The sequence below is a fragment of the Nocardia implantans genome, from assembly GCF_035544775.1.
Lineage (GTDB): Bacteria > Actinomycetota > Actinomycetes > Mycobacteriales > Mycobacteriaceae > Nocardia > Nocardia implantans.
Genome location: NZ_JAYKYQ010000003.1, coordinates 461,691 through 479,651 on the forward strand (window position 1 = coordinate 461,691; position 17,961 = coordinate 479,651).

17 protein-coding genes and 1 pseudogene are annotated in these 17,961 nt (G+C 68.8%); 11 read left to right on the top strand and 7 right to left on the bottom strand.

From position 1 onward, the window contains the following. Positions 1-20 precede the first annotated feature (20 nt). The gene (locus tag U3653_RS09915) at positions 21-239 is read left to right on the top strand and encodes a hypothetical protein (protein ID WP_195079307.1); all 219 of its coding nucleotides are present in this window, start codon (positions 21-23) and stop codon (positions 237-239) included. An 18-nt stretch (positions 240-257) separates the two neighbouring features. On the opposite strand, the gene U3653_RS09920 is transcribed toward U3653_RS09915, so the two are convergent. Continuing rightward, a complete protein-coding gene (locus U3653_RS09920) occupies positions 258-2,093 on the bottom strand; it encodes an acyl-CoA dehydrogenase (protein ID WP_195079308.1) in 1,836 nt (611 codons plus the stop codon). Between the two features lie 220 nt (positions 2,094-2,313). After that, positions 2,314-3,540 carry a TetR/AcrR family transcriptional regulator gene (locus U3653_RS09925; protein WP_195079309.1) on the bottom strand — a complete coding sequence of 409 codons (1,227 nt, stop codon included), beginning with the start codon at positions 3,538-3,540 and terminating at the stop codon, positions 2,314-2,316. A 209-nt stretch (positions 3,541-3,749) separates the two neighbouring features. Between U3653_RS09925 and U3653_RS09930 the strand changes: the two genes are divergently transcribed. Continuing rightward, entirely contained in the window at positions 3,750-4,196 is a 447-nt protein-coding gene (locus tag U3653_RS09930) for a MarR family winged helix-turn-helix transcriptional regulator (protein ID WP_195079310.1), read from the top strand. Positions 4,197-4,220: 24 nt separating this feature from the next. Here U3653_RS09930 and U3653_RS09935 read toward each other — a convergent pair whose 3' ends face one another. Next, a complete protein-coding gene (locus U3653_RS09935; protein ID WP_195079311.1) occupies positions 4,221-4,760 on the bottom strand; it encodes a TetR/AcrR family transcriptional regulator in 540 nt (179 codons plus the stop codon). On the opposite strand from U3653_RS09935, the gene U3653_RS09940 reads away from it, so the two are divergent. Both U3653_RS09940 and gnd read left to right on the top strand, forming a co-directional pair. After that, entirely contained in the window at positions 4,746-4,955 is a 210-nt protein-coding gene (locus U3653_RS09940; protein ID WP_195079312.1) for a hypothetical protein, read from the top strand. The genes U3653_RS09935 and U3653_RS09940 overlap by 15 nt on opposite strands. 171 nt (positions 4,956-5,126) lie before the next feature. After that, positions 5,127-6,572, top strand: a complete 1,446-nt coding sequence (gnd, locus tag U3653_RS09945; RefSeq protein WP_195079313.1) for an NADP-dependent phosphogluconate dehydrogenase — start codon at positions 5,127-5,129, stop codon at positions 6,570-6,572. A 55-nt stretch (positions 6,573-6,627) separates the two neighbouring features. Here the strand turns inward: gnd and U3653_RS09950 are convergent, their stop codons facing one another. Then, a complete protein-coding gene (locus U3653_RS09950) occupies positions 6,628-8,586 on the bottom strand; it encodes a heavy metal translocating P-type ATPase (protein ID WP_195079314.1) in 1,959 nt (652 codons plus the stop codon). 94 nt (positions 8,587-8,680) lie between these two features. On the opposite strand from U3653_RS09950, the gene U3653_RS09955 reads away from it, so the two are divergent. The 3 genes from U3653_RS09955 to U3653_RS09965 all read left to right on the top strand — a co-directional run bounded on the left by U3653_RS09955 (position 8,681) and on the right by U3653_RS09965 (position 11,481). Continuing rightward, positions 8,681-9,043 carry an ArsR/SmtB family transcription factor gene (locus U3653_RS09955; RefSeq protein ID WP_195079315.1) on the top strand — a complete coding sequence of 121 codons (363 nt, stop codon included), beginning with the start codon at positions 8,681-8,683 and terminating at the stop codon, positions 9,041-9,043. Between the two features lie 148 nt (positions 9,044-9,191). Then, a complete protein-coding gene (locus U3653_RS09960; RefSeq protein WP_323124056.1) occupies positions 9,192-10,517 on the top strand; it encodes a DUF1214 domain-containing protein in 1,326 nt (441 codons plus the stop codon). Between the two features lie 88 nt (positions 10,518-10,605). Then, on the top strand, positions 10,606-11,481 hold the full coding sequence (locus tag U3653_RS09965) for an LLM class F420-dependent oxidoreductase (protein ID WP_195079317.1): 876 nt from the start codon (positions 10,606-10,608) through the stop codon (positions 11,479-11,481). 86 nt (positions 11,482-11,567) lie between these two features. On the opposite strand, the gene U3653_RS09970 is transcribed toward U3653_RS09965, so the two are convergent. Then, positions 11,568-12,050, bottom strand: coding sequence for an adenosine-specific kinase (locus U3653_RS09970; protein WP_195079318.1), 483 nt, complete (start codon positions 12,048-12,050; stop codon positions 11,568-11,570). 372 nt (positions 12,051-12,422) lie between these two features. Beyond that, positions 12,423-13,181, bottom strand: coding sequence for a PP2C family protein-serine/threonine phosphatase (locus tag U3653_RS09975; RefSeq protein ID WP_323124054.1), 759 nt, complete (start codon positions 13,179-13,181; stop codon positions 12,423-12,425). 662 nt (positions 13,182-13,843) lie between these two features. Between U3653_RS09975 and U3653_RS09980 the strand changes: the two genes are divergently transcribed. After that, the gene (locus tag U3653_RS09980) at positions 13,844-15,271 is read left to right on the top strand and encodes a superantigen-like protein SSL4 (protein WP_195079319.1); all 1,428 of its coding nucleotides are present in this window, start codon (positions 13,844-13,846) and stop codon (positions 15,269-15,271) included. An 18-nt stretch (positions 15,272-15,289) separates the two neighbouring features. Here U3653_RS09980 and U3653_RS09985 read toward each other — a convergent pair whose 3' ends face one another. Then, positions 15,290-15,628, bottom strand: coding sequence for an MmcQ/YjbR family DNA-binding protein (locus tag U3653_RS09985; RefSeq protein WP_195079320.1), 339 nt, complete (start codon positions 15,626-15,628; stop codon positions 15,290-15,292). Positions 15,629-15,877: 249 nt separating this feature from the next. Here U3653_RS09985 and U3653_RS09990 point away from each other — a divergent pair. The 3 genes and pseudogenes from U3653_RS09990 to U3653_RS10000 form a co-directional block, all read left to right on the top strand. Further along, positions 15,878-16,132: pseudogene (locus U3653_RS09990) on the top strand (CD1375 family protein); the annotation flags it as partial. 70 nt (positions 16,133-16,202) lie between these two features. Then, positions 16,203-17,654 (top strand): lipase maturation factor family protein, encoded by a 1,452-nt coding sequence (locus U3653_RS09995; protein WP_195079321.1) that lies wholly within the window; start codon positions 16,203-16,205, stop codon positions 17,652-17,654. Between the two features lie 145 nt (positions 17,655-17,799). Beyond that, entirely contained in the window at positions 17,800-17,940 is a 141-nt protein-coding gene (locus U3653_RS10000) for a hypothetical protein (protein WP_195079322.1), read from the top strand. The last annotated feature ends 21 nt before the right edge of the window (positions 17,941-17,961 follow it).

Here is a 17,961-nt window from a genome sequence, read left to right on the forward strand (position 1 = left end):
ATCTCGATGAGCTTGTCGCGGTGTTCGGCGGCGAGGTCGCGGGTCTCGGCGAAGTCCTCGGCGACGTGGTAGAGCTCCCAGGCGCCGGCGTCGAGCCGGCCGAGGTCGTCGGCCGTGATCGGCGTGCCGAACGGCCGGTCCGCTTCGGCGAAGGACGGGCCGGGCCGACGACGCGGGCGCGACTGTCAGTGGAGGAACCCGGCCGCCGCCGCATCGTCCGGATGCGGCGGCTCGCCTGATCCTGCTGGCCCGCCGGGTCAGAACGCGGCTTCGTCGAGATCCATGACGCTGATGTCGACATCGGAGATGACCGACCATTCCGCGCTGAGATGCGGCAGCACCGTCTTGGCGAAGAACGACGCGACGGCGATCTTGCCCTGATAGAACGCGCGGTCCTGGTGGTCGGGCTCGGCATCCAATGCGGCCGAGGCGATCTCGGCGGCGACGATCAGTCGCCAGGCGACGAGCAGGTCGCCCACGGCGAGCAGGAACCGGACGGAATTCAATCCGATCTTGTACAACTCGGTGGGTTGCTGCTGGGCGGCGAGCAGGTGCTGGGTGAACCGGCCCGCCATGTCCTGGACGTCCTCCAGCGCGGTGGCCAGCAGCACTTTCTCGGTCTTGAGCCTGCCGTTGCCCACGCTGGATTGCGCGGTGTCCCGGATCTTGCCCGCGAGGTGGGCCAGCGCGACGCCGCGGTCGCGGGCGATCTTGCGGAAGAAGAAGTCCTGCGCCTGGATGGCGGTGGTGCCCTCGTACAGCGAGTCGATCTTCGCGTCGCGGATGTACTGCTCGATCGGGTAGTCCTGCAGGAAGCCGGAACCGCCGAGGGTCTGCAGCGACTCGGTCAGGTACTGGTAGGCCCGCTCGGAGCCGACGCCCTTGACGATCGGCAGCAGCAGGTCGTTGACCCGCGCGGCCAGTTCGGCGTCCGCCCCGGAGATGTGCTGCGCCACCACGGCGTTCTGGTGGCCCGCGGTGTAGAGGTAGACCGCCCGCAAGCCCTCGGCGTACGCCTTCTGCATCATCAGCGACCGGCGCACGTCGGGATGCCGGGTGATGGCCACCTTCGGCGCGGACTTGTCCGCGATCTGCGTCAGATCGCTGCCCTGCACACGGTTCTTCGCGTAGTCGAGGGCGTTGAGGTAGCCGGTCGACAAGGTGGCGATGGCCTTGGTGCCGACCATCATCCTGGCTTCCTCGATGACGTGGAACATCTGCGCGATGCCGTTGTGCACCTCGCCGACCAGCCAGCCCTTGGCCGGGATGCCGTGGCCGCCGAAGGTGAGCTCACAGGTCGCGGAAGCTTTCAGGCCCATCTTGTGCTCGACGTTGGTGACGAAGACGCCGTTGCGCTCGCCCAGCTCACCGGTCTCGTGGTCGAAGTGGAACTTCGGCACGAAGAACAGCGACAGGCCCTTGGTGCCAGGCCCGGCGCCCTCGGGGCGGGCCAGCACCATGTGCGCGATATTGCTGAACAGATCGTCGGAATCGGCCGAGGTGATGAACCGCTTGACGCCCTCGATGTGCCAGGAGCCGTCCTCTTGGCGGATCGCCTTGGTGCGGCCCGCGCCGACGTCGGAGCCGGCGTCGGGCTCGGTCAGCACCATGGTGGCGCCCCAGTTGTGTTCGGTGATGAATCGAGCCCAGCGCCGCTGCTGCTCGGTGCCGATGCCATCGATGATGTGGGCCATCATCGGGCCGGTCAGGTACATGTAGGCCGCTGGTTGCGCCCCGAGCACGAATTCGCTGATGGCCCAGCTGACCATCGAGGGGGCGGGCACCCCGCCGACCGCCTCGGACTTGCCGACGCGCCACCATTCCGCGTCGTGCCAGGCGCGCACCGCCTTCTTGAACGACTCGGACAAGCTGACCGAGTGGGTGGCCGGATCGAAGACCGGTGGGTTGCGGTCGGTTTCGGCATACGGCTCGGCGACCGGCCCTTCGGCCAGGCGCGCGGCCTCCGCCAGCATGGATCGCACGGTGTCGCCGTCCAGGTCCCCGAACGCTCCGGTCCGGAGGATGTCGTCGAGTCCGTACACCTCGAACAAATTGAACTCGAGATCACGCGCGTTGCTCTTGTAATGGCTCACGAGCCAGGGCCTTTCGAGAAACGGCCGGTGTACCGGCGAGGGATTCGGCGGGCGCACGGATCGGTGCTCACCCACGGCACACTGTGCGGCACCGCCGACCCCGAAGGCAATCTCTTGTTAATGACCGATAAGTAAATGGTCGATTGTCTGATTGCGATCAATGCGCTGCTAGTGCGCGATTGGCCGAACTAAGTTAATAGCGACTAAGTGCTGTAAATCACTATGGCGAAACGCGGCTGGGCATCCCGGCCGTCTCGATCCGCTCGCCGATGGCCACGAGAACGTCCACGAGATCGGCGCGCCGCCGGAAGCGGGGATTGCGCACGGCATCGATGACGACGGTGCTGACGGCGCGGCTGAGCACCCGCGCGACGGGAGCGGACACGTCCGGCCGCACGGCCTGCAGCAGGCGGGCCCATTGCGCGATGCCGTCGAGGCGAACCCGCCGGTAGCGCCGTACCCCGTCCCCGGGGAGGTGACGGGTCTCGCTGACCGTGATCGCCAGAAGGTCGGGTTCGTCGACGCCGAACTGCGCGAAGCTGCGCATGAGCGAGCGCAAGGATTCCTCGGCGCTGCGGCCCTCGGCGATCGCCCTGGCCAGCAGCAGCCGAAGCCATTCGTCCTGGCGCCGGACGATCTGATCAAGCAACTCCGCCTTGCTCGCGAAATGGTGATACAGGGCCGGTCCGCTGACGCCGACGGCCGCGCCGATGTCCTCGATGCCCACCGCGGCATAGCCGCGGGTGCTGAACAACCGCGCCGCCTCGGCGAGCATTCGCTCCGACCGCAGCGCCCGGTCCAGCGCGGTGTTGCCGGTTTCCAGGCGCGGTGGCCGATGCGGTGCGTGTCCGTCCGGGTGCTCGGGCATCCGGGTGGTGATGACCGCGGCGACCGCGGCCTCGAGCACCTGCGCGGCCGCCTGCGCGGGCAACTCGGCGCGGTGATAGGACGGGCTCACCGCGATCGACAGCACGCACCAGCTCAGCAGTTCGACATCGGCCGCGCTCAGTTCCGGCCTGCGCAGGCGAATCGTGTGCCGCAGATAGCGGGTGATGCGCGTGGCGCGGACGAGCACCGCGGTCTTGTCCGCCGCGGTCAGGTTGCGGAACTCCAGTTGCCACAGCCGCGGCAAGCCGCGCAACTCCAGCGCGACCCGGACCAACTCCGCGAGCACCGCGCCGCCGGAAGCGTCGGCGCGATGCGCGGCGTCGAGCCGGTCCAGCGTGCCGTCGAGCCCTACCAGCAGGCATTGGCCCAGAAGTTGCTGCTTGTTGCGGAAGTGCCGGTACAACGCCGTGGCCGAGATGCCCACCGCCGCCGCGATGTCGGCCATCGTGGTGCCGTAATAGCCTCCGTGCGTGAAGGCGTCGACCGCGGCGTTCAGGATCATCTCGCGCCGATGCGGCGGTCTGCGCCGTGGCTGTCCGCTGTTCGCCTGTGTGCCCATCGCGGTCAGTGTCGCGCATCGAACGGTCCGCGGCGGTATCGGGCCGCGCCACCGGACGACCCGCCGACAGGGCGAATCCGTCGCGAGCGGCCGTCCGGATGACGATTCCGTCACAGCCCGCGCCGAAGTCCTACTGTCGAGTAGGCTTCCCGCAGCCATCACCAGCCCGGGGATCGTTCGTCGATCAGGTACGCAGAGGGAGTCCGCCCGTGAGCGCCGACATCGCGCACGCCACAGCACTGTCCACCATGGCGGCCCGCCTGCGCATCGCGTCCACCGTGATCCTGCGGCGCGCCCGGAGGAACCCCGACGAGCGGCGGTTGTCCGCGACGCAGTGGGCGGTGCTGGGACGACTGCATCGATACGGTCCCATGGCCGCCGTCGACCTGGCGCGGCTGGAGATGTTGCGCCCGCAGACGATGCGCAACGTGGTCGACGGCCTGCGCGATCAGGGCCTGATCGTCGGTGTGCGCGACCCCAACGACGGACGCCGGGTGAACCTGACCCTCACCGACGAAGGCCGGGCGTGGGTGTGCGGGCACCAGGCGTCCGCGAACGACGCATTGGCGCAAGCGTTGTCGGAGAGTTTGCGGACGGGCGAATTGCACAAGGTCGGCGAGGCGCTGGAACTGCTGGAACGCATCGCCTACGGGTGACCGGGAGCGCACCGGCGTGCCGGATCACCGGTGGCCTTCTCCCGCCGACTCGGCCGCCGGTCGGCAAGGGGTGGCGGGCGGCGTGAGCGCCCTGGTCCACAGATCGATGATCGCCCGGCCGCACTCGTCGGCGGTGCGCCCGTCCGGGGGATCGAGGACCGTGCCATGGATCTGCGCTTGCACCGCCTGCACGAGCAGCAACGCCGTCAACGCCGGGTCGCCGCCGCCGACCTCGAGGCGGCGTAGCTGGAACTCCACCTCGCCGGCCAGGACCCGTTCGAGTTCCCGGAGTCGTTCGACACCCTCGGCGGTGCGCGGGGCTCGATCGAACAGCAGCCGATGCAGGTCCGGTTGCGCCGTGTGCAACCGCGTCACGGCGGCGACCAGCTGCCGGATGGTTTCCACGAGGGGCGGTTGCTCGGCGCGCAGGCGCGCGGCCGTTTCCAGCAGCGTCACGGCGGCCTGCCGCAGGTGGCGTTCGGCGAGCGCGTAGAGCAGTGCGTCCTTGTTCGGGACGTAGTGATAGAGCGTGCCGATGGAGACGCCGGCGTGTGGCTGGTGCACCCCGGCGCCGATCGGTGGACGCCGCTGTCGCTGAGCCGGGCGTTCTTCGATCGGATCGCCGCCCCCAAGCGCCTGGTCGTCCTGGACGAGGCTGGGCACTTTCCCGTGGAGACGCCAGGCATCCACCAATTGGCGAACGCGTTCGCCGAGATGCACGACCAATTGGCCTCCGGTCCTGTCTCGGCCGAGATGTGAAGTCGGGCCGCGCCGGGCCCCCGCGATCTCGTCCGGCGGCGCGCGATGCGCTCCGTGCCCGCGTCGGCGGGGTGGGTAAGGTTCTGAAGCGTCGTGGAACGGACTCCACGATGCCGCCGCCGAACAGCTTCGCGCGGACGCGCCGCCCTGTCGAACGAAGAGAGCTGATTGATGCCGACCTCTACAGCGCGCGCACAGATCGGGGTCACCGGTCTGGCGGTCATGGGTAGCAACATCGCACGGAACTTCGCCAGGAACGGCTATACCGTCGCGCTGCACAACCGCAGCATCGCCAAGACCGACGCACTGCTCGAGGCCCACGGCGACGACGGCGACTTCGTGCGGACCGAGACGATCGAGGAGTTCGTCGCCGCGCTGGAGAAGCCGCGCCGGGTGCTCATCATGGTGAAGGCGGGCGCGGCGACCGACGCGGTCATCGAGGAACTCGCCGACGCCATGGAGCCGGGCGACATCATCATCGATGGCGGCAACGCCCTGTACACCGACACCATTCGCCGCGAAGCCGCGATGCGCGAGCGCGGGCTGAACTTCGTCGGAGCGGGCATCTCCGGTGGCGAGGAGGGCGCTCTCAACGGCCCCGCGATCATGCCGGGCGGCCCCAAGGAGTCCTACGACTCGCTCGGGCCGCTGCTGGAATCCATCGCGGCGAAGGTCGACGGAACGCCGTGCTGCACCCACATCGGCCCGGACGGCTCAGGGCATTTCGTGAAGATGGTGCACAACGGCATCGAGTACGCCGACATGCAGCTGATCGGTGAGGCCTACCACCTGTTCCGCGAGGCGCTCGGCTTCGACGCCAAGCAGATCGCCGACGTGTTCACCCAGTGGAACTCCGGCGACCTGGAAAGCTACCTGGTCGAGATCACCGCCGAGGTGCTGAATCAGGTCGACGCGAAGACGGGCAAGCCGCTGGTGGACGTGATCGTCGACGCGGCGGAGCAGAAGGGCACCGGGCGCTGGACGGTGAAGTCCGCGCTCGATCTCGGCGTGCCGGTGACCGGCATCGCCGAAGCGGTGTTCGCGCGGGCGCTGTCGGGTTCCCGCGCACAGCGCAAGGCGGCGCGGGGCCTGGCCTCCGGCCGGCTGGCCGACAAGCCCACCGATGTGGAGCAGTTCACCGAGGACATCCGGCAGGCGCTCTACGCCTCGAAGGTGGTCGCCTACGCGCAGGGCTTCGATCAGATCGCGGCGGGCAGCGCCGAATACGACTGGAACCTGCGTCCGGGCGACCTCGCGACGATCTGGCGCGGCGGCTGCATCATCCGCGCCCGCTTCCTCAACCGGATCAAGGAAGCATACGACGAGAACCCGGCGCTGCCGAGCCTGATCCTCGCGCCGTACTTCCGGGAGGCGATCGAGACGGCGATCGACAGCTGGCGCCGCGTGGTGTCCACCGCGACCCTGCTCGGCATTCCGGTGCCCGCGTTCGCGTCGTCGCTGTCCTACTACGACGCCCTGCGCGCCGAGCGTCTCCCGGCCGCGCTCACCCAGGGGCAGCGCGACTTCTTCGGCGCGCACACCTACGAGCGGGTGGACGCCGAAGGCAAGTTCCACACGCTGTGGAGCGGTGACCGCAGCGAAGTTCGCGCCGACTAGCCGGGACGCGCTGTGGCGGTGCGGAGTTCGTTCCGCACCGCCACAGCGGTCGTAGTCAGTCCCGTGCTCGCGCGGCTCGCTCCCACGCTTTCGTGCGCAGCAGCCGCAGCCCGTTGAGCCCGACCAGGACGGTGGATCCTTCGTGCCCGGCGACGCCGAGCGGCAGCGGCAGGGTTGCGGCGAGGTCCCAGACGACCAGCACGCCGATGAACGTGGCGGCGATGGACAGGTTGGCGATCACTACCCGTCGGGCCTGCCGGGACAACGCGATCACCGCCGGGATCGCGGTGAGGTCGTCGCGCACCACGACGGCGTCCGCGGTCTGCAAGGTCAGGTCGGATCCGGCGCCGCCCATGGCGATGCCGACCTCGGCCGCGGCGAGCGCGGGGGCGTCGTTGATGCCGTCACCGACCACGGTGACCTTCCGTCCGTCGGCCTGCAGTTCGCGCACCGCGGTCACCTTGTCGTCGGGCAGCAGAGCGGCCCTGACGTCGGTGATCCCGACCCGCGCGGCGAGCCGCTCGGCGGTGGCGCTGTTGTCGCCGGTCAGCAGTACCGGCGCGCTGCCGGTCACCTCGGTGGTCGCGCGCACGGCCGCCACCGCTTCCGGCCGGTCCTGGTCGGTCAGCGCGAGCACGCCGATCGGCCTGCGGTCGCAGGTCACGACCACGACGGTGTAGCCGCTCGCGTGCAGGGCGTCGACGGCCTCCTGGCTTTCGCGCTCGGGTCCCGACGCGGTGGGGGAGCCGACGCCGACGAGATGGTCACCGACGCGGGCGGTCACGCCGCGGCCGGGGTGAGCGGTGAAGTCGGTGACCTCGGGAAGGCGCAACTCCCGGGCGCGGGCCGCGCGCACGATCGCCGCCGCCAGCGGGTGCTCGCTCGGGTGCTCGGCCGCCGCGGCGAGCCGGAGCACCTCGGTGTCGGTGAATCGCGGGTTCAGGCAGCGGATCTCGGCGAGTTCGGGGATGCCGCGGGTCAGGGTGCCGGTCTTGTCGAAGGCGACCTGCGTCGTTGCGCCGAGCTTTTCCATGACCACCGCGGATTTGACCAGCACACCGTGCCTGCCCGCGTTGGCGATGGCCGCCAGCAGGGGCGGCATGGTGGCCAGCACCACCGCGCAGGGGGAGGCGACGATCATGAACGTCATCGCGCGCAACAGTGCTCGCCGCACGGTGTCGCCGAGCAGCAGGGGGACGGCGAACACGGCCAGCGTGGCCGCGACCATGCCGACGGAGTAGCGCTGTTCGACCTTCTCGAGGAAGAGCTGGGTGCGCGCCTTGGTTCGGGATGCCTCCTCGACCAGGGCGGCGATTCGCGCGACCACGGAGTCCTGCGCACGGCGCTCGACGCGGACTCGCAGGGCGCCCGTGCCGTTGAGGGTGCCCGCGAACACTTCGTCGCCCTCGGTCTTGTTCACCGGCAACGGTTCTCCGGTGATGGTGGCCTGATCGACCTCGCTGCCGCCCGAGACGACCGTCGCGTCCGCCGCGATCCGCTCGCCGGGCCGCACGACCAGGACATCGCCAACGGAGAGTGCGGTGGCGTGCACCGTCTCTTCCTCGCCGGTGCGCGTGACCCGGGTCGCGGTGTCCGGCGCGAGATCGAGCAGTCCGCGCACCGAGTCCTCGGTCCGGGCGGTGGCCAGCGCTTCCAGGGCGCCGGAGGTCGCGAAGATGACGATCAGCAGCGCGCCGTCGGTGATCTGGCCGATGGCCGCCGCTCCGAGCGCCGCGGCGACCATGAGCAGGTCGACATCGAGCGTCTTGTCGCGTAACGCCCGCAAGCCGGCCCACCCGGGTTCCCAGCCGCCCGCGGCGTAGCAGACCAGGTACAAGCCCCAGAACAGCCAGCGGGGGCCATCGGTCAGCTGCACCGCGAGCCCGGCACAGAAGAACGTCACAGCGATTGTGGCCCAACGCATTTCGGGTAGCGCCAGCAACGGCGTCCGGCGCGGGCGTACCCGACCGGTTGGCGGAGTGGTACGAGTCGGCGCGAGCGTCGGCGCGGCCATGGGTCACCTCCAGAACGGCAGCGAACGGACAGGACCGACCATAGCAGAACACATGAACACGTCTTCATTTGTTCTTGGAGTATGCTGTTCAGTCATGGGACACGGCGTCGAAGGCAGGGACCGTCCCGCCGTGCGTCTCGATCCCGAATCGGCCACCCATGTGGCGACCACGTTGCAGGCGCTGGCCACCCCGAGCCGATTGATGATCCTCACCGAACTGCGGCAGGGGCCGCTGCCGGTGAGCGCGCTGGCCGACGCCATCGGCATGGAACAGTCCGCGGTGTCCCACCAGCTGCGGCTGCTGCGCCATCTCGGCCTGGTCACCGGCACTCGGACCGGGCGCAGCATCGTCTACAGCCTCTACGACAACCACGTCGCCCAATTACTGGACGAGGCGATCTATCACAGCGAACATCTGCGCCTGGGATTGTCCGACCGTCCCGAAACCGCGGGCTGACCGGCCGTTCGGCGGCGGCGATAGCGCCTTTCATCCGATTCGGGTGATGTCTGCCCGGTACGGCGGTGGCACCGTCCAGGAAATGACGGCCGCGGCGATGGTTGACAGCCGATACGAGTTCGCGAAAGGGTACCCGGTCGATACATCCGTGACCCGGGCCTGGGACGACAGCCTGTTCCAGCGCGCCGTGGTCGCGTACCGGTTCTGGTATCCGACCGTGTCGATGGAGGGTATCCGTACCGGCAACCGGGAGATCGGACTGAAGGACAACCGCGCGATCGGAATCCTCTCGGCCCGTCCGCGGCATCTCGGATTCACCCTCAACTCCGACACCCCATATGGTGCTGCGGTGCTGGATCTGTCGGCAGGGCCGATGGTGGTCGAGCTCCCGCCGGGACCGTACATCGGGCTGGTCGACGACCGTCATCAACGGTGGATCACCGACCTCGGCATCCCCGGTCCCGACCGAGGGCGCGGCGGCAGCTACGTCATCGTTCCTCCCGGTTACCGGGGCGCGCTGCCGGCCGGGTGTCACGTCGGGCGATCCGCCACCTTCAAAGTGCTGCTCGCGGTGCGCGCGCTTCCGATCGGCGGTGATCTGGCCGGGGCGATGGATGCGTTGCGAGCGGTCCGGGTGCATCCGGTGGGGGAGGCGGGCGCGGTGCTCCACGTCGTCGACATCACCGAGTTCGACCTGGACTGCACCTGTTTGCGCTGGGAAGACGACCTCTCGTATTGGCGGGTGCTGCACGGGGTGCTCGAGTCGGAACCGGTGCTGCCGGAGTTCTTGTCGATGTACGGGCTGCTCGGCGCCATCGGCCTCGAGCGGGGCGCCCGGTTCACGCTCGGGCGCAGGTCCGCGGCGCTGTTGACGGCCGCGGCGCGCGCCGGGCGCGACCAGATGCTCGTCTCGGCGTTCGGCGGCGCGCGCCCGGACCGTATGGCCTGGCCGGACCGCCGGTGGGAATGGGTGGGGTCGGTCGATGGCGACGGCGACTTCCGCACCGCCTCCGGTCTCGACCTCGAAGCGCGCGAAAGGTGGTTCGCCCAAGCGATCACCGCCGCGCCGGGCATGTTCCGGCGGCAGGTCGGCGGCGGATCGCTGTATTGGCTCGGCCTGCGGGACGGGAGGGGCGACTATCTGGACGGTGGCGCCACTTACGCCCTCGACATACCGCAACCGGTGCCGGCCGGGATGTTCTGGTCCGTCACGGTCTACGACGCCGAGACCCGCTCGCAGATCCGCGCCGACCAAGGCAAGGCCGCCCTCCGGTCGCTGTTCGAGCTGCGCGACATCCCATGCGATGGCCCCGTGCGCCTGCACTTCGGACCCACCCCTCCCGGCGGCGCCGAGCACCGCTGGCTGCAAACCGTCCCCGGCCGCGGATGGTTCGCCTATCTGCGCATCTACGGACCAGGGGAAGCGGCGTTCGACCGCACCTGGAAGCCGGGCGATTTCGCGCGCACGAGCTGACGGGCGTTCGATCGGCTACTTGACCTGGAGCGCACTCCAGCACTTAGTGTGCGGTCATACAGGGTTGTCCAGCAGAAGGAACCGCTTGATGGAGCTCGGTTTTCACATTCCCATCTTCGACATCGACGGTGGCACCACCGCCATCGCCGGTGAGCTGGCGCGGGTCGGCGCCGCCGCCGAGGAGTCCGGCGCGACCTGGCTGTCGTTCATGGACCATTACTTCCAGATCGAGCCGACCGGGTTGCCCGCGGAGGCGAACATGCTCGAGGGGTACACCACCCTCGGCTATCTGGCCGCGCACACGTCGCGCATCGATCTCGGGTTGCTCGTCACCGGCGTGACCTACCGGCACCCCGGCCTGCTGGCCAAGATCGTCACCACCCTCGACGTCCTCTCGGGCGGCCGGGCGGTCCTCGGGATCGGCGCCGCGTGGTTCGAGCGTGAACACCGCGGGCTCGGCGTGCCGTATCCGCCGACCGCCGAACGGTTCGAACGGCTGGAGGAGACGCTGCGCATCTGCCGCCAGATGTGGGACCCGCAAGACAACGGGCCGTTCGACGGGAAGTACTACCAGCTGGCCGAGACGCTGTGCTCGCCGCAGCCCATCAACCGGCCGAAGGTACTCATCGGCGGTGGGGGAGAACGCAAGACGTTGCGGTTGGTCGCGCAATACGGCGACGCCTGCAACCTGTTCGGCTCCTCGCCGGCGGACGTCGCGCACAAACTCGACGTGCTGCGTCGGCATTGCGACGACATCGGCCGCGACTATGGCGAGATCCGCAAGACGATCCTCGCCAACAATCCGCGGCCGAGCCCGGAGAACCGCGACGAATTCGTCCGCCAGATGGCCGACTACGCCGCGCTCGGCATCGAGGCCGCCATCGTCACGCCGACTACCGGCGCACCGGCGGCATGGATAGATGGCATGGCGCCCGCCGTCGCGCAACTGGCGGAACTCGGCTGAGACGTCCCCGGCACGGGCCCGGATCGCTGTGCGGCATTCCGGGCCCAGCCGGTGCGTCGGCCGAGGTGACCGCCGTATGGACGGTCCTACAGTTTGTAGCCGATCTGACGGAGCAATTGCCTACGGGCCGCCTGGTCGTCGGCATCCTCCACGCCGAGTGGCGCCGCACCGTCGACCACCCCGATGATTCCTCTGCCGAGTTCCGTTTCCGCGATCAGTACTTCCACGGGATTGGCTGTGGCGCAGTAGATTCCGCAGACTTCCGGGACCTGCCGCACGGCGTTGAGCACATTGACGGGGTAGCCTTCGCGAAGGAAGACGACGAAACAATGTCCGGCGCCGATGGCCACCGCGTTCTTGGTGGCGAGTTCGGTGAGCGCGTCGTCGTTGCCGGAATGGCGGACCAGGCGCGGTCCGGAGGCCTCGCAGAACGCGAGCCCGAAGCGCAGGTGGGGGCCGACCCCGACCAGCGCCTCGTGCAGGTCTTCCACGGTCTTGATGAAGTGGGACTGCCCGATGATGACGTTGAGATCGTCCGGTTTGTCGATGCGCACGGCTGTCAACTCCACAGCGCACATCCTGCGCCCCGGCGTCGCCGATTCATAGCATTTCTGCATTTGTTTCCGAACGCGTCGCGGTCGGTCCCGTGATCGCCCCGACTCGGCGGACGCACCGGCCCGATGGGCGCGCCGGACCTCCTTCGCCGATCGCCCGCTGGCCGGAGGTACGCCTGGATAAGCGCAGTCGGACCTTTGTCCGTCGTCAGCCCGCGCATGGCCGCAGCGAAGGCGGAGGTACGCCTGGATCAGCGCAGTCGGACCTTGGTCCGTCGTCAGCCCGCGCATGGCCGTAGCGAAGGCGGAGGTACGCCTGGATCAGCGCGGTCGGACCTTGGTCCGTCGTCAGCCCGCGCATGGCCGCAGCGAAGGCGGAGGTACGCCTCAGTCGTGGCCGGGCCGGGAGGGCAAGTCCACGACCAGCGCGGTGGCGTTGTCTTTTCCACCGGCCAGGAGGGCGGCGTCCACCAAGGTGCTCGCGATCGTGGGAGCCGCGTCGCCGTCGGCGAGGATGGCTTTGACCGCGGCGATGCCGAGTGGCTTGTGTACACCGTCGGTGCTCAGCAGCAGCCTGCCGGTGCTGGACCCGGTGGCGGCGTACCCGATCGCGTCCGGCCGCACGGTGCGCGCCGAGGTGGTGACCAGATGGCTCATTCGCGGGGTGGGAACGAGCCCGCGGGTGCGGTACAACTCCGCGACGGTGTGGTCGGTGGTGATCTGGTGCAGCACCCGCCCGTTCCAGCGATACGCGCGACAGTCGCCGACCCACGCCACCTCGCAAGGGCCGTCTGGTCGACCGGCGGCCGGAAGCACCGCGACCACGAGCACGCTGTCGGCCGAGGGTTCCGGGACTTCGCGCAGCAATTCCTCCTGGGCCGCGAGTATGCCCGCGCGTGCCCCATCGCGTGCGGCGACGCGTGCCGCGGTGGCGGCGACCGTTCGTGCCGCGCGGGCACCCAGCAGATGATCTCCGACCCCGTCTGCGACGACGTACGCCGTCGCTCCGGTCGTGGCGTCGGTATCGATCGCGACCGCGTCGGCGTTGATCGACCGGGACGCGCGCCGGCTGGCCGAAGCGCCCGTCGCCCCGCCCAGCCACGATGTCTGGATCCGCGGCATGCTCGCGGTGGTACCGGTAAACACGAACTGGTCTCCTCGGGGCTGGGCTGGGGAGTGCTGCCGACCAGCACCCTTCAATGACACCGCAGCACTATTTGGGCTTGGCGAGAGACGGTTGTGTGAACGCTGAGAATTCGCTTTCGATCCGGTCACGGCGGGCGTCAGGGCCGGATTCCGGCAATCAATCGGCTTACTCATCATCGCTCGGCGCATTTGCGTTCTCCGTCGGAGAACTGGCGCACACAGCGCACCACTCGCCGGCGTCGATCACGTTTGTCCGATTTGTTCGCCTCTTCGGTGCCGGTGGCCTGCGGCCGGATCGTTGCCGGCGGTACGTTCGCCCTGCTGTGGCGGGCCGTCGCTGCCGATGCGGCGCAGGGCGCAGCTGTCCATCGCGGGGGTCGGGGTGAGTGTCCAGCGCAGTAGACAACGCGCCGTAGATTTTTCGGATGTCGGTATCGCTCACTTGTTTCCGTCGCGGCTGCCGGCAGACATCATGACTAGGCAAAACGCATTCGGCAGAAGGCGATTTCGATAGAGTATGCAGTTGTCGGTGACGTAGACAACATCCGAAACTCGGGTGAATTCCCAGCCTTACCGGCGGGTACGTGATCGAATGCTCTGCAACAGACGTCTCGAACCCGCGGTGACGCGTCACGGGTTCGGTAATCCGGGAGGTTGTGGCTGTGGTCGACGCAAGCGTGCCCACGCTGCGTCCGTCCGAGCTGGAGAGATTGGCCCAGCTCGACGAACACGACGAACTTTCCGCCGAGCAGGTGCGATCGAGTTCGCAGCGGCTGGGCGTGCCGGAAGAGGACCTGTGGCAGTGGTTGCGGGACCGCCGGAGTGCGTCCGCGCCCACCCGACGCATCGGCGTTCCCGATCAGCCGCCCACGAGCGTGGACGTTCCCGATCAGCCGACCGCAGCCGTCGATGTGCCCGACCCGCCGACCACGCGCGTGGAGATCTCCGACGCGCCGACCACACGTGTCGGGGCTCCCGAGCCGCCGACCACACGCATAGCCGTCCCCGACCCGCCGACCACCCGCATCGATGGTCCCGAGCCACCGACGAGGCACGTGGGATACGGGCAAACCAATCACCGGCCGTCGCGCATCATCACACTCCCCGAAGCGGCCGGAGGCGGGCTGCTGCCGCAGATCTCCGACGGGGACGTCACCACCTTCCGGGCCGATGCCTACCGCAGCCTGCCGCCGGAGGAGTTCGCGCGCATCGACGCCGTCTACACCGACGGCATCCACACCGCCTGCCGGTGGCTGGCCGAGCACACCGGACGACCGTGCAGGCACGACTTGAATCAGAACGGTGTCGGCAGCTGGCTGGGGCCACGCGGGGCGGGCTTGGCCGAATACATGCTCTCGGTGCTGCAACCGCGCCTCAGCGTCCCGGACCGTTTCCAGCAGGGCGCCGGTTTGGTCGACGAGTGGAACGACATCCTGAGCCTGTACCGGTTCCTCGGCAGCCTCGTCGCCGACAGCCCGAGCCGTGGGCATACCATCACGCGCCTGCGTGGTGCCCAAGCCGCCTTCCTGCTGCACGGTCTGCGCTTGGATCTGCCGCCCGACCTGGCCTACTCGGTCGGTCCCGGACTGACCACGGTCCCCGTCGACGACGACCTCGTCGCCCGGGTCAGGGCCAGGACGTCCGATCCGGTGGACGCGGCGGCGATCGTCACCGCACTGTTCACCGGCGCCACCGCGATGGAGCTCAACGCGATCCCGTGTGTCGCGCTCACCATCGACGCGTTGATCTTCAACGGCCCCATCGGATACACCCACGCTCCCGACCTGTATGTGTGGGTGATACCCCCGTCGGCGCGAACTCTGCTCTACGAAGCCCGCGAGCACCAGGAATCGCGCCCCACACCCAACACCAAGCTGTTCGCCGGCGCCATCGGCGGAGCGGGTTTCCGCCTCCGCAGGCTCGCCGCGGCGTGCGAGGTGACCCTGCCGGATCTGTACCACTGGCACCACAGCTGGATCCGCGAAGCCGGACTGCTCAGGAAGTCCGAACAACCGACGCCGGTCCGCAACACCGATCTGCTCTTCGGGCTGAAACTCGCGCCACGGCCACGCCGCCGCCGCGCCCGCTGACGCCGGGGCGCCGAGCGGTCACTCGGCGTTGTCGAGGAGCTGCCGCGGTGCGGCCTGCCGCCACGAGTCGCGCACGATGGCTTCGAGTTCCTCCCGGTCGTCGAGGGCGGTCAGCCGTGCGCGGACCCAGGCATTGCCTGCTTCGTGCGCGGCGATCCAGAACTTGTCCGGTTCGGCGACGACGAGTTCGTCGCGGTCGTGGATGGGACAGCGGACCGCCATAGAGGTCTCGGCTTCCGGAAGGGTGAGGAACAGTTTGCCCGCGACCCGGAAGGTCGGCATCCCCCAGGCGAATTGTTCGGACGTCTGCGGTAGCGACAGCGCGAAGGTGCGGACATCGTCCCCGGTGAAGCTCATGCACCGAATCCTGCCAGGCCACACCGGAAGTCTCGTGCCGGACCGAGCCATAGGGCGCGGTGCCAACGCAACTGCCCGCACGTTGTGAGCTACCCAGTAATCGCCTAGGGAACACGGCGCTGCCCGTCGAGCCCCCTATCGTCTGCGCAGGAGCCAGTCAGGTCGAGAGGCAGTTTGCGGATGGCCGGCACGCGCGAGAAGTTGGATCAGTTGCGGGAGACCCTCGCGATCGCTGAGGAACCCGCCGGTGCGTCCGGCATCGCGGGCAGGCGGCAGCTGGAGCAGGTGCCGGAGGAGCAGCGCGCGGCCGTGCGGGAATTCATGATCGACCAGTACAACACCACCGTGGCCACGCCGTGGATCGCGGCCGAACGCGGATACATCGACGCGGTCATCGAACCCTCCCGGACCCGGCTGGAGATACGGCACGCGCTGCGGCTGCTGCGCGACAAGGAGGCGGCTGCCGAACCCAACCCGCGCAAGCACAGCCTGTACCCGATGTAGCGCGGGTTTCCCTGCCGCCGGGCGGGGTATGCGGTGGGGGCGAAGGTCCGCGGTCGGAGGAGTTGCGGGCATGGACTGGTTCACCGCATCCGAATATTGGTTGAGCAGGCAGCTGCTGACCCGCGGTGTCGCAGCCGTCTACCTGATCGGCTTCGTGGTCGCCGCCCGGCAATTCCGGGCGCTGATCGGGGAGCACGGCATGCTGCCGGTACCGCGATGGCTGGCCCGGCGGTCCTTCCGGCATACGCCCAGCATCTTCCATCTCCACTATTCCGACCGGTTCTTCGCCGTGGTGTCCTGGTTCGGCGCGGCGCTGGCCGCGGCCATGGTGGCCGGTGCCGCCGATCTGGTGCCCCTGTGGGCGGCGATGCTGATGTGGACGCTGTTGTGGGTGCTCTACCTGTCGATCGTCAACGTGGGACAGGACTGGTACGCGTTCGGCTGGGAATCGCTGCTGCTGGAATGCGGGTTCCTGGTGATCTTCCTCGGCAACGACCGCACCGCGCCCCCGGTGCTGGTGCTGTGGCTGGCTCGCTGGTTGCTGTTCCGGGTGGAGTTCGGCGCCGGATTGATCAAATTACGCGGTGATCGGTGCTGGCGCGATCTGACCTGCCTGTACTACCACCACGAGACGCAGCCGATGCCGGGGCCGCTGAGCTGGTTGTTCCACCATCTGCCCAAGCCGCTGCACCGGGTCGAGGTGCTGGGCAACCATGTCGCCCAGCTGGTCGTGCCCTTCGGGCTGTTCGCGCCGCAGCCGGTGGCGAGCGCGGCCGCGGCCGTCATCGTGATCACCCAGCTGTGGCTGGTGCTGTCGGGCAACTTCGCCTGGCTGAACTGGCTGACGATCGTCCTCGCGTGCGGCGCCGTCAGCGGGCCGGCGGCCGCCGCGGTGCTGCCGGTGCCCGCACCGCCGCCGCTGCCGGGACCGCCGCCGTGGTTCACGGGCCTGGTCATCGCGTTCACCGCGGTGGTGGTCTTCCTGAGTTACCGGCCCGCCCGCAACCTGATCTCCAGTCACCAGGCCATGAACCGGTCGTTCGACCCCTATCACTTGGTCAACACCTACGGAGCGTTCGGCAGCATCGGACGCACCCGCTACGAAGTGGTCGTCGAAGGCACCGACGAGCCTGCCGTCACCGAGCGGACGCGGTGGCGGGAATACGAATTCAAGGGCAAACCCGGTGATCCGCGCCGGCTCCCGCGCCAGTGGGCCCCGTACCACCTGCGTCTGGACTGGCTCATGTGGTTCGCCGCCGCCTCACCGCGGTACGCGCAGTCGTGGCTGGGCCCCTTCTTGGCGCGACTGCTGGAAAACGACGCGGCCACGTTACGACTGCTGCGGCACAATCCGTTCCCGGACGCCGCACCGCGCTACGTCCGAGCCCAACTGTATCTGTACCGCTTCACCACACCCCGCGAATTGGCACACACCCGGGCGTGGTGGGACCGCACGCTGGTGACGCGCTACGTTCCGCCGCTTTCGCTGGACGACCTGCATTACCGCAGCCATTCCGGCTGACGGCCGGTACCGCGTGATCGGCCGAGAATCCGTGACGGACAAGGGCTCTGCCGTGCGTGGTGGGATTCGCCACAACCGGCGTGGCGACGATCGGCGGTGAAAGCGGGTATGCGCCTCGATGACGCAACCGACCGAAGGAGGATGTATGTCCGTTTCGGCCTCGCGCTCGCAGTATCGCGCCGCCCGCCGCGGCGGCCGTCCAGGCACGGAACTTCCTGTCGAATGGACCATCGCGGCATGGGTTTTGGTGTTGGCAGTGCTGAGTATCGCCTTGGCGCTGCTGTAAGACCAGCACTCGCCCGTGTGC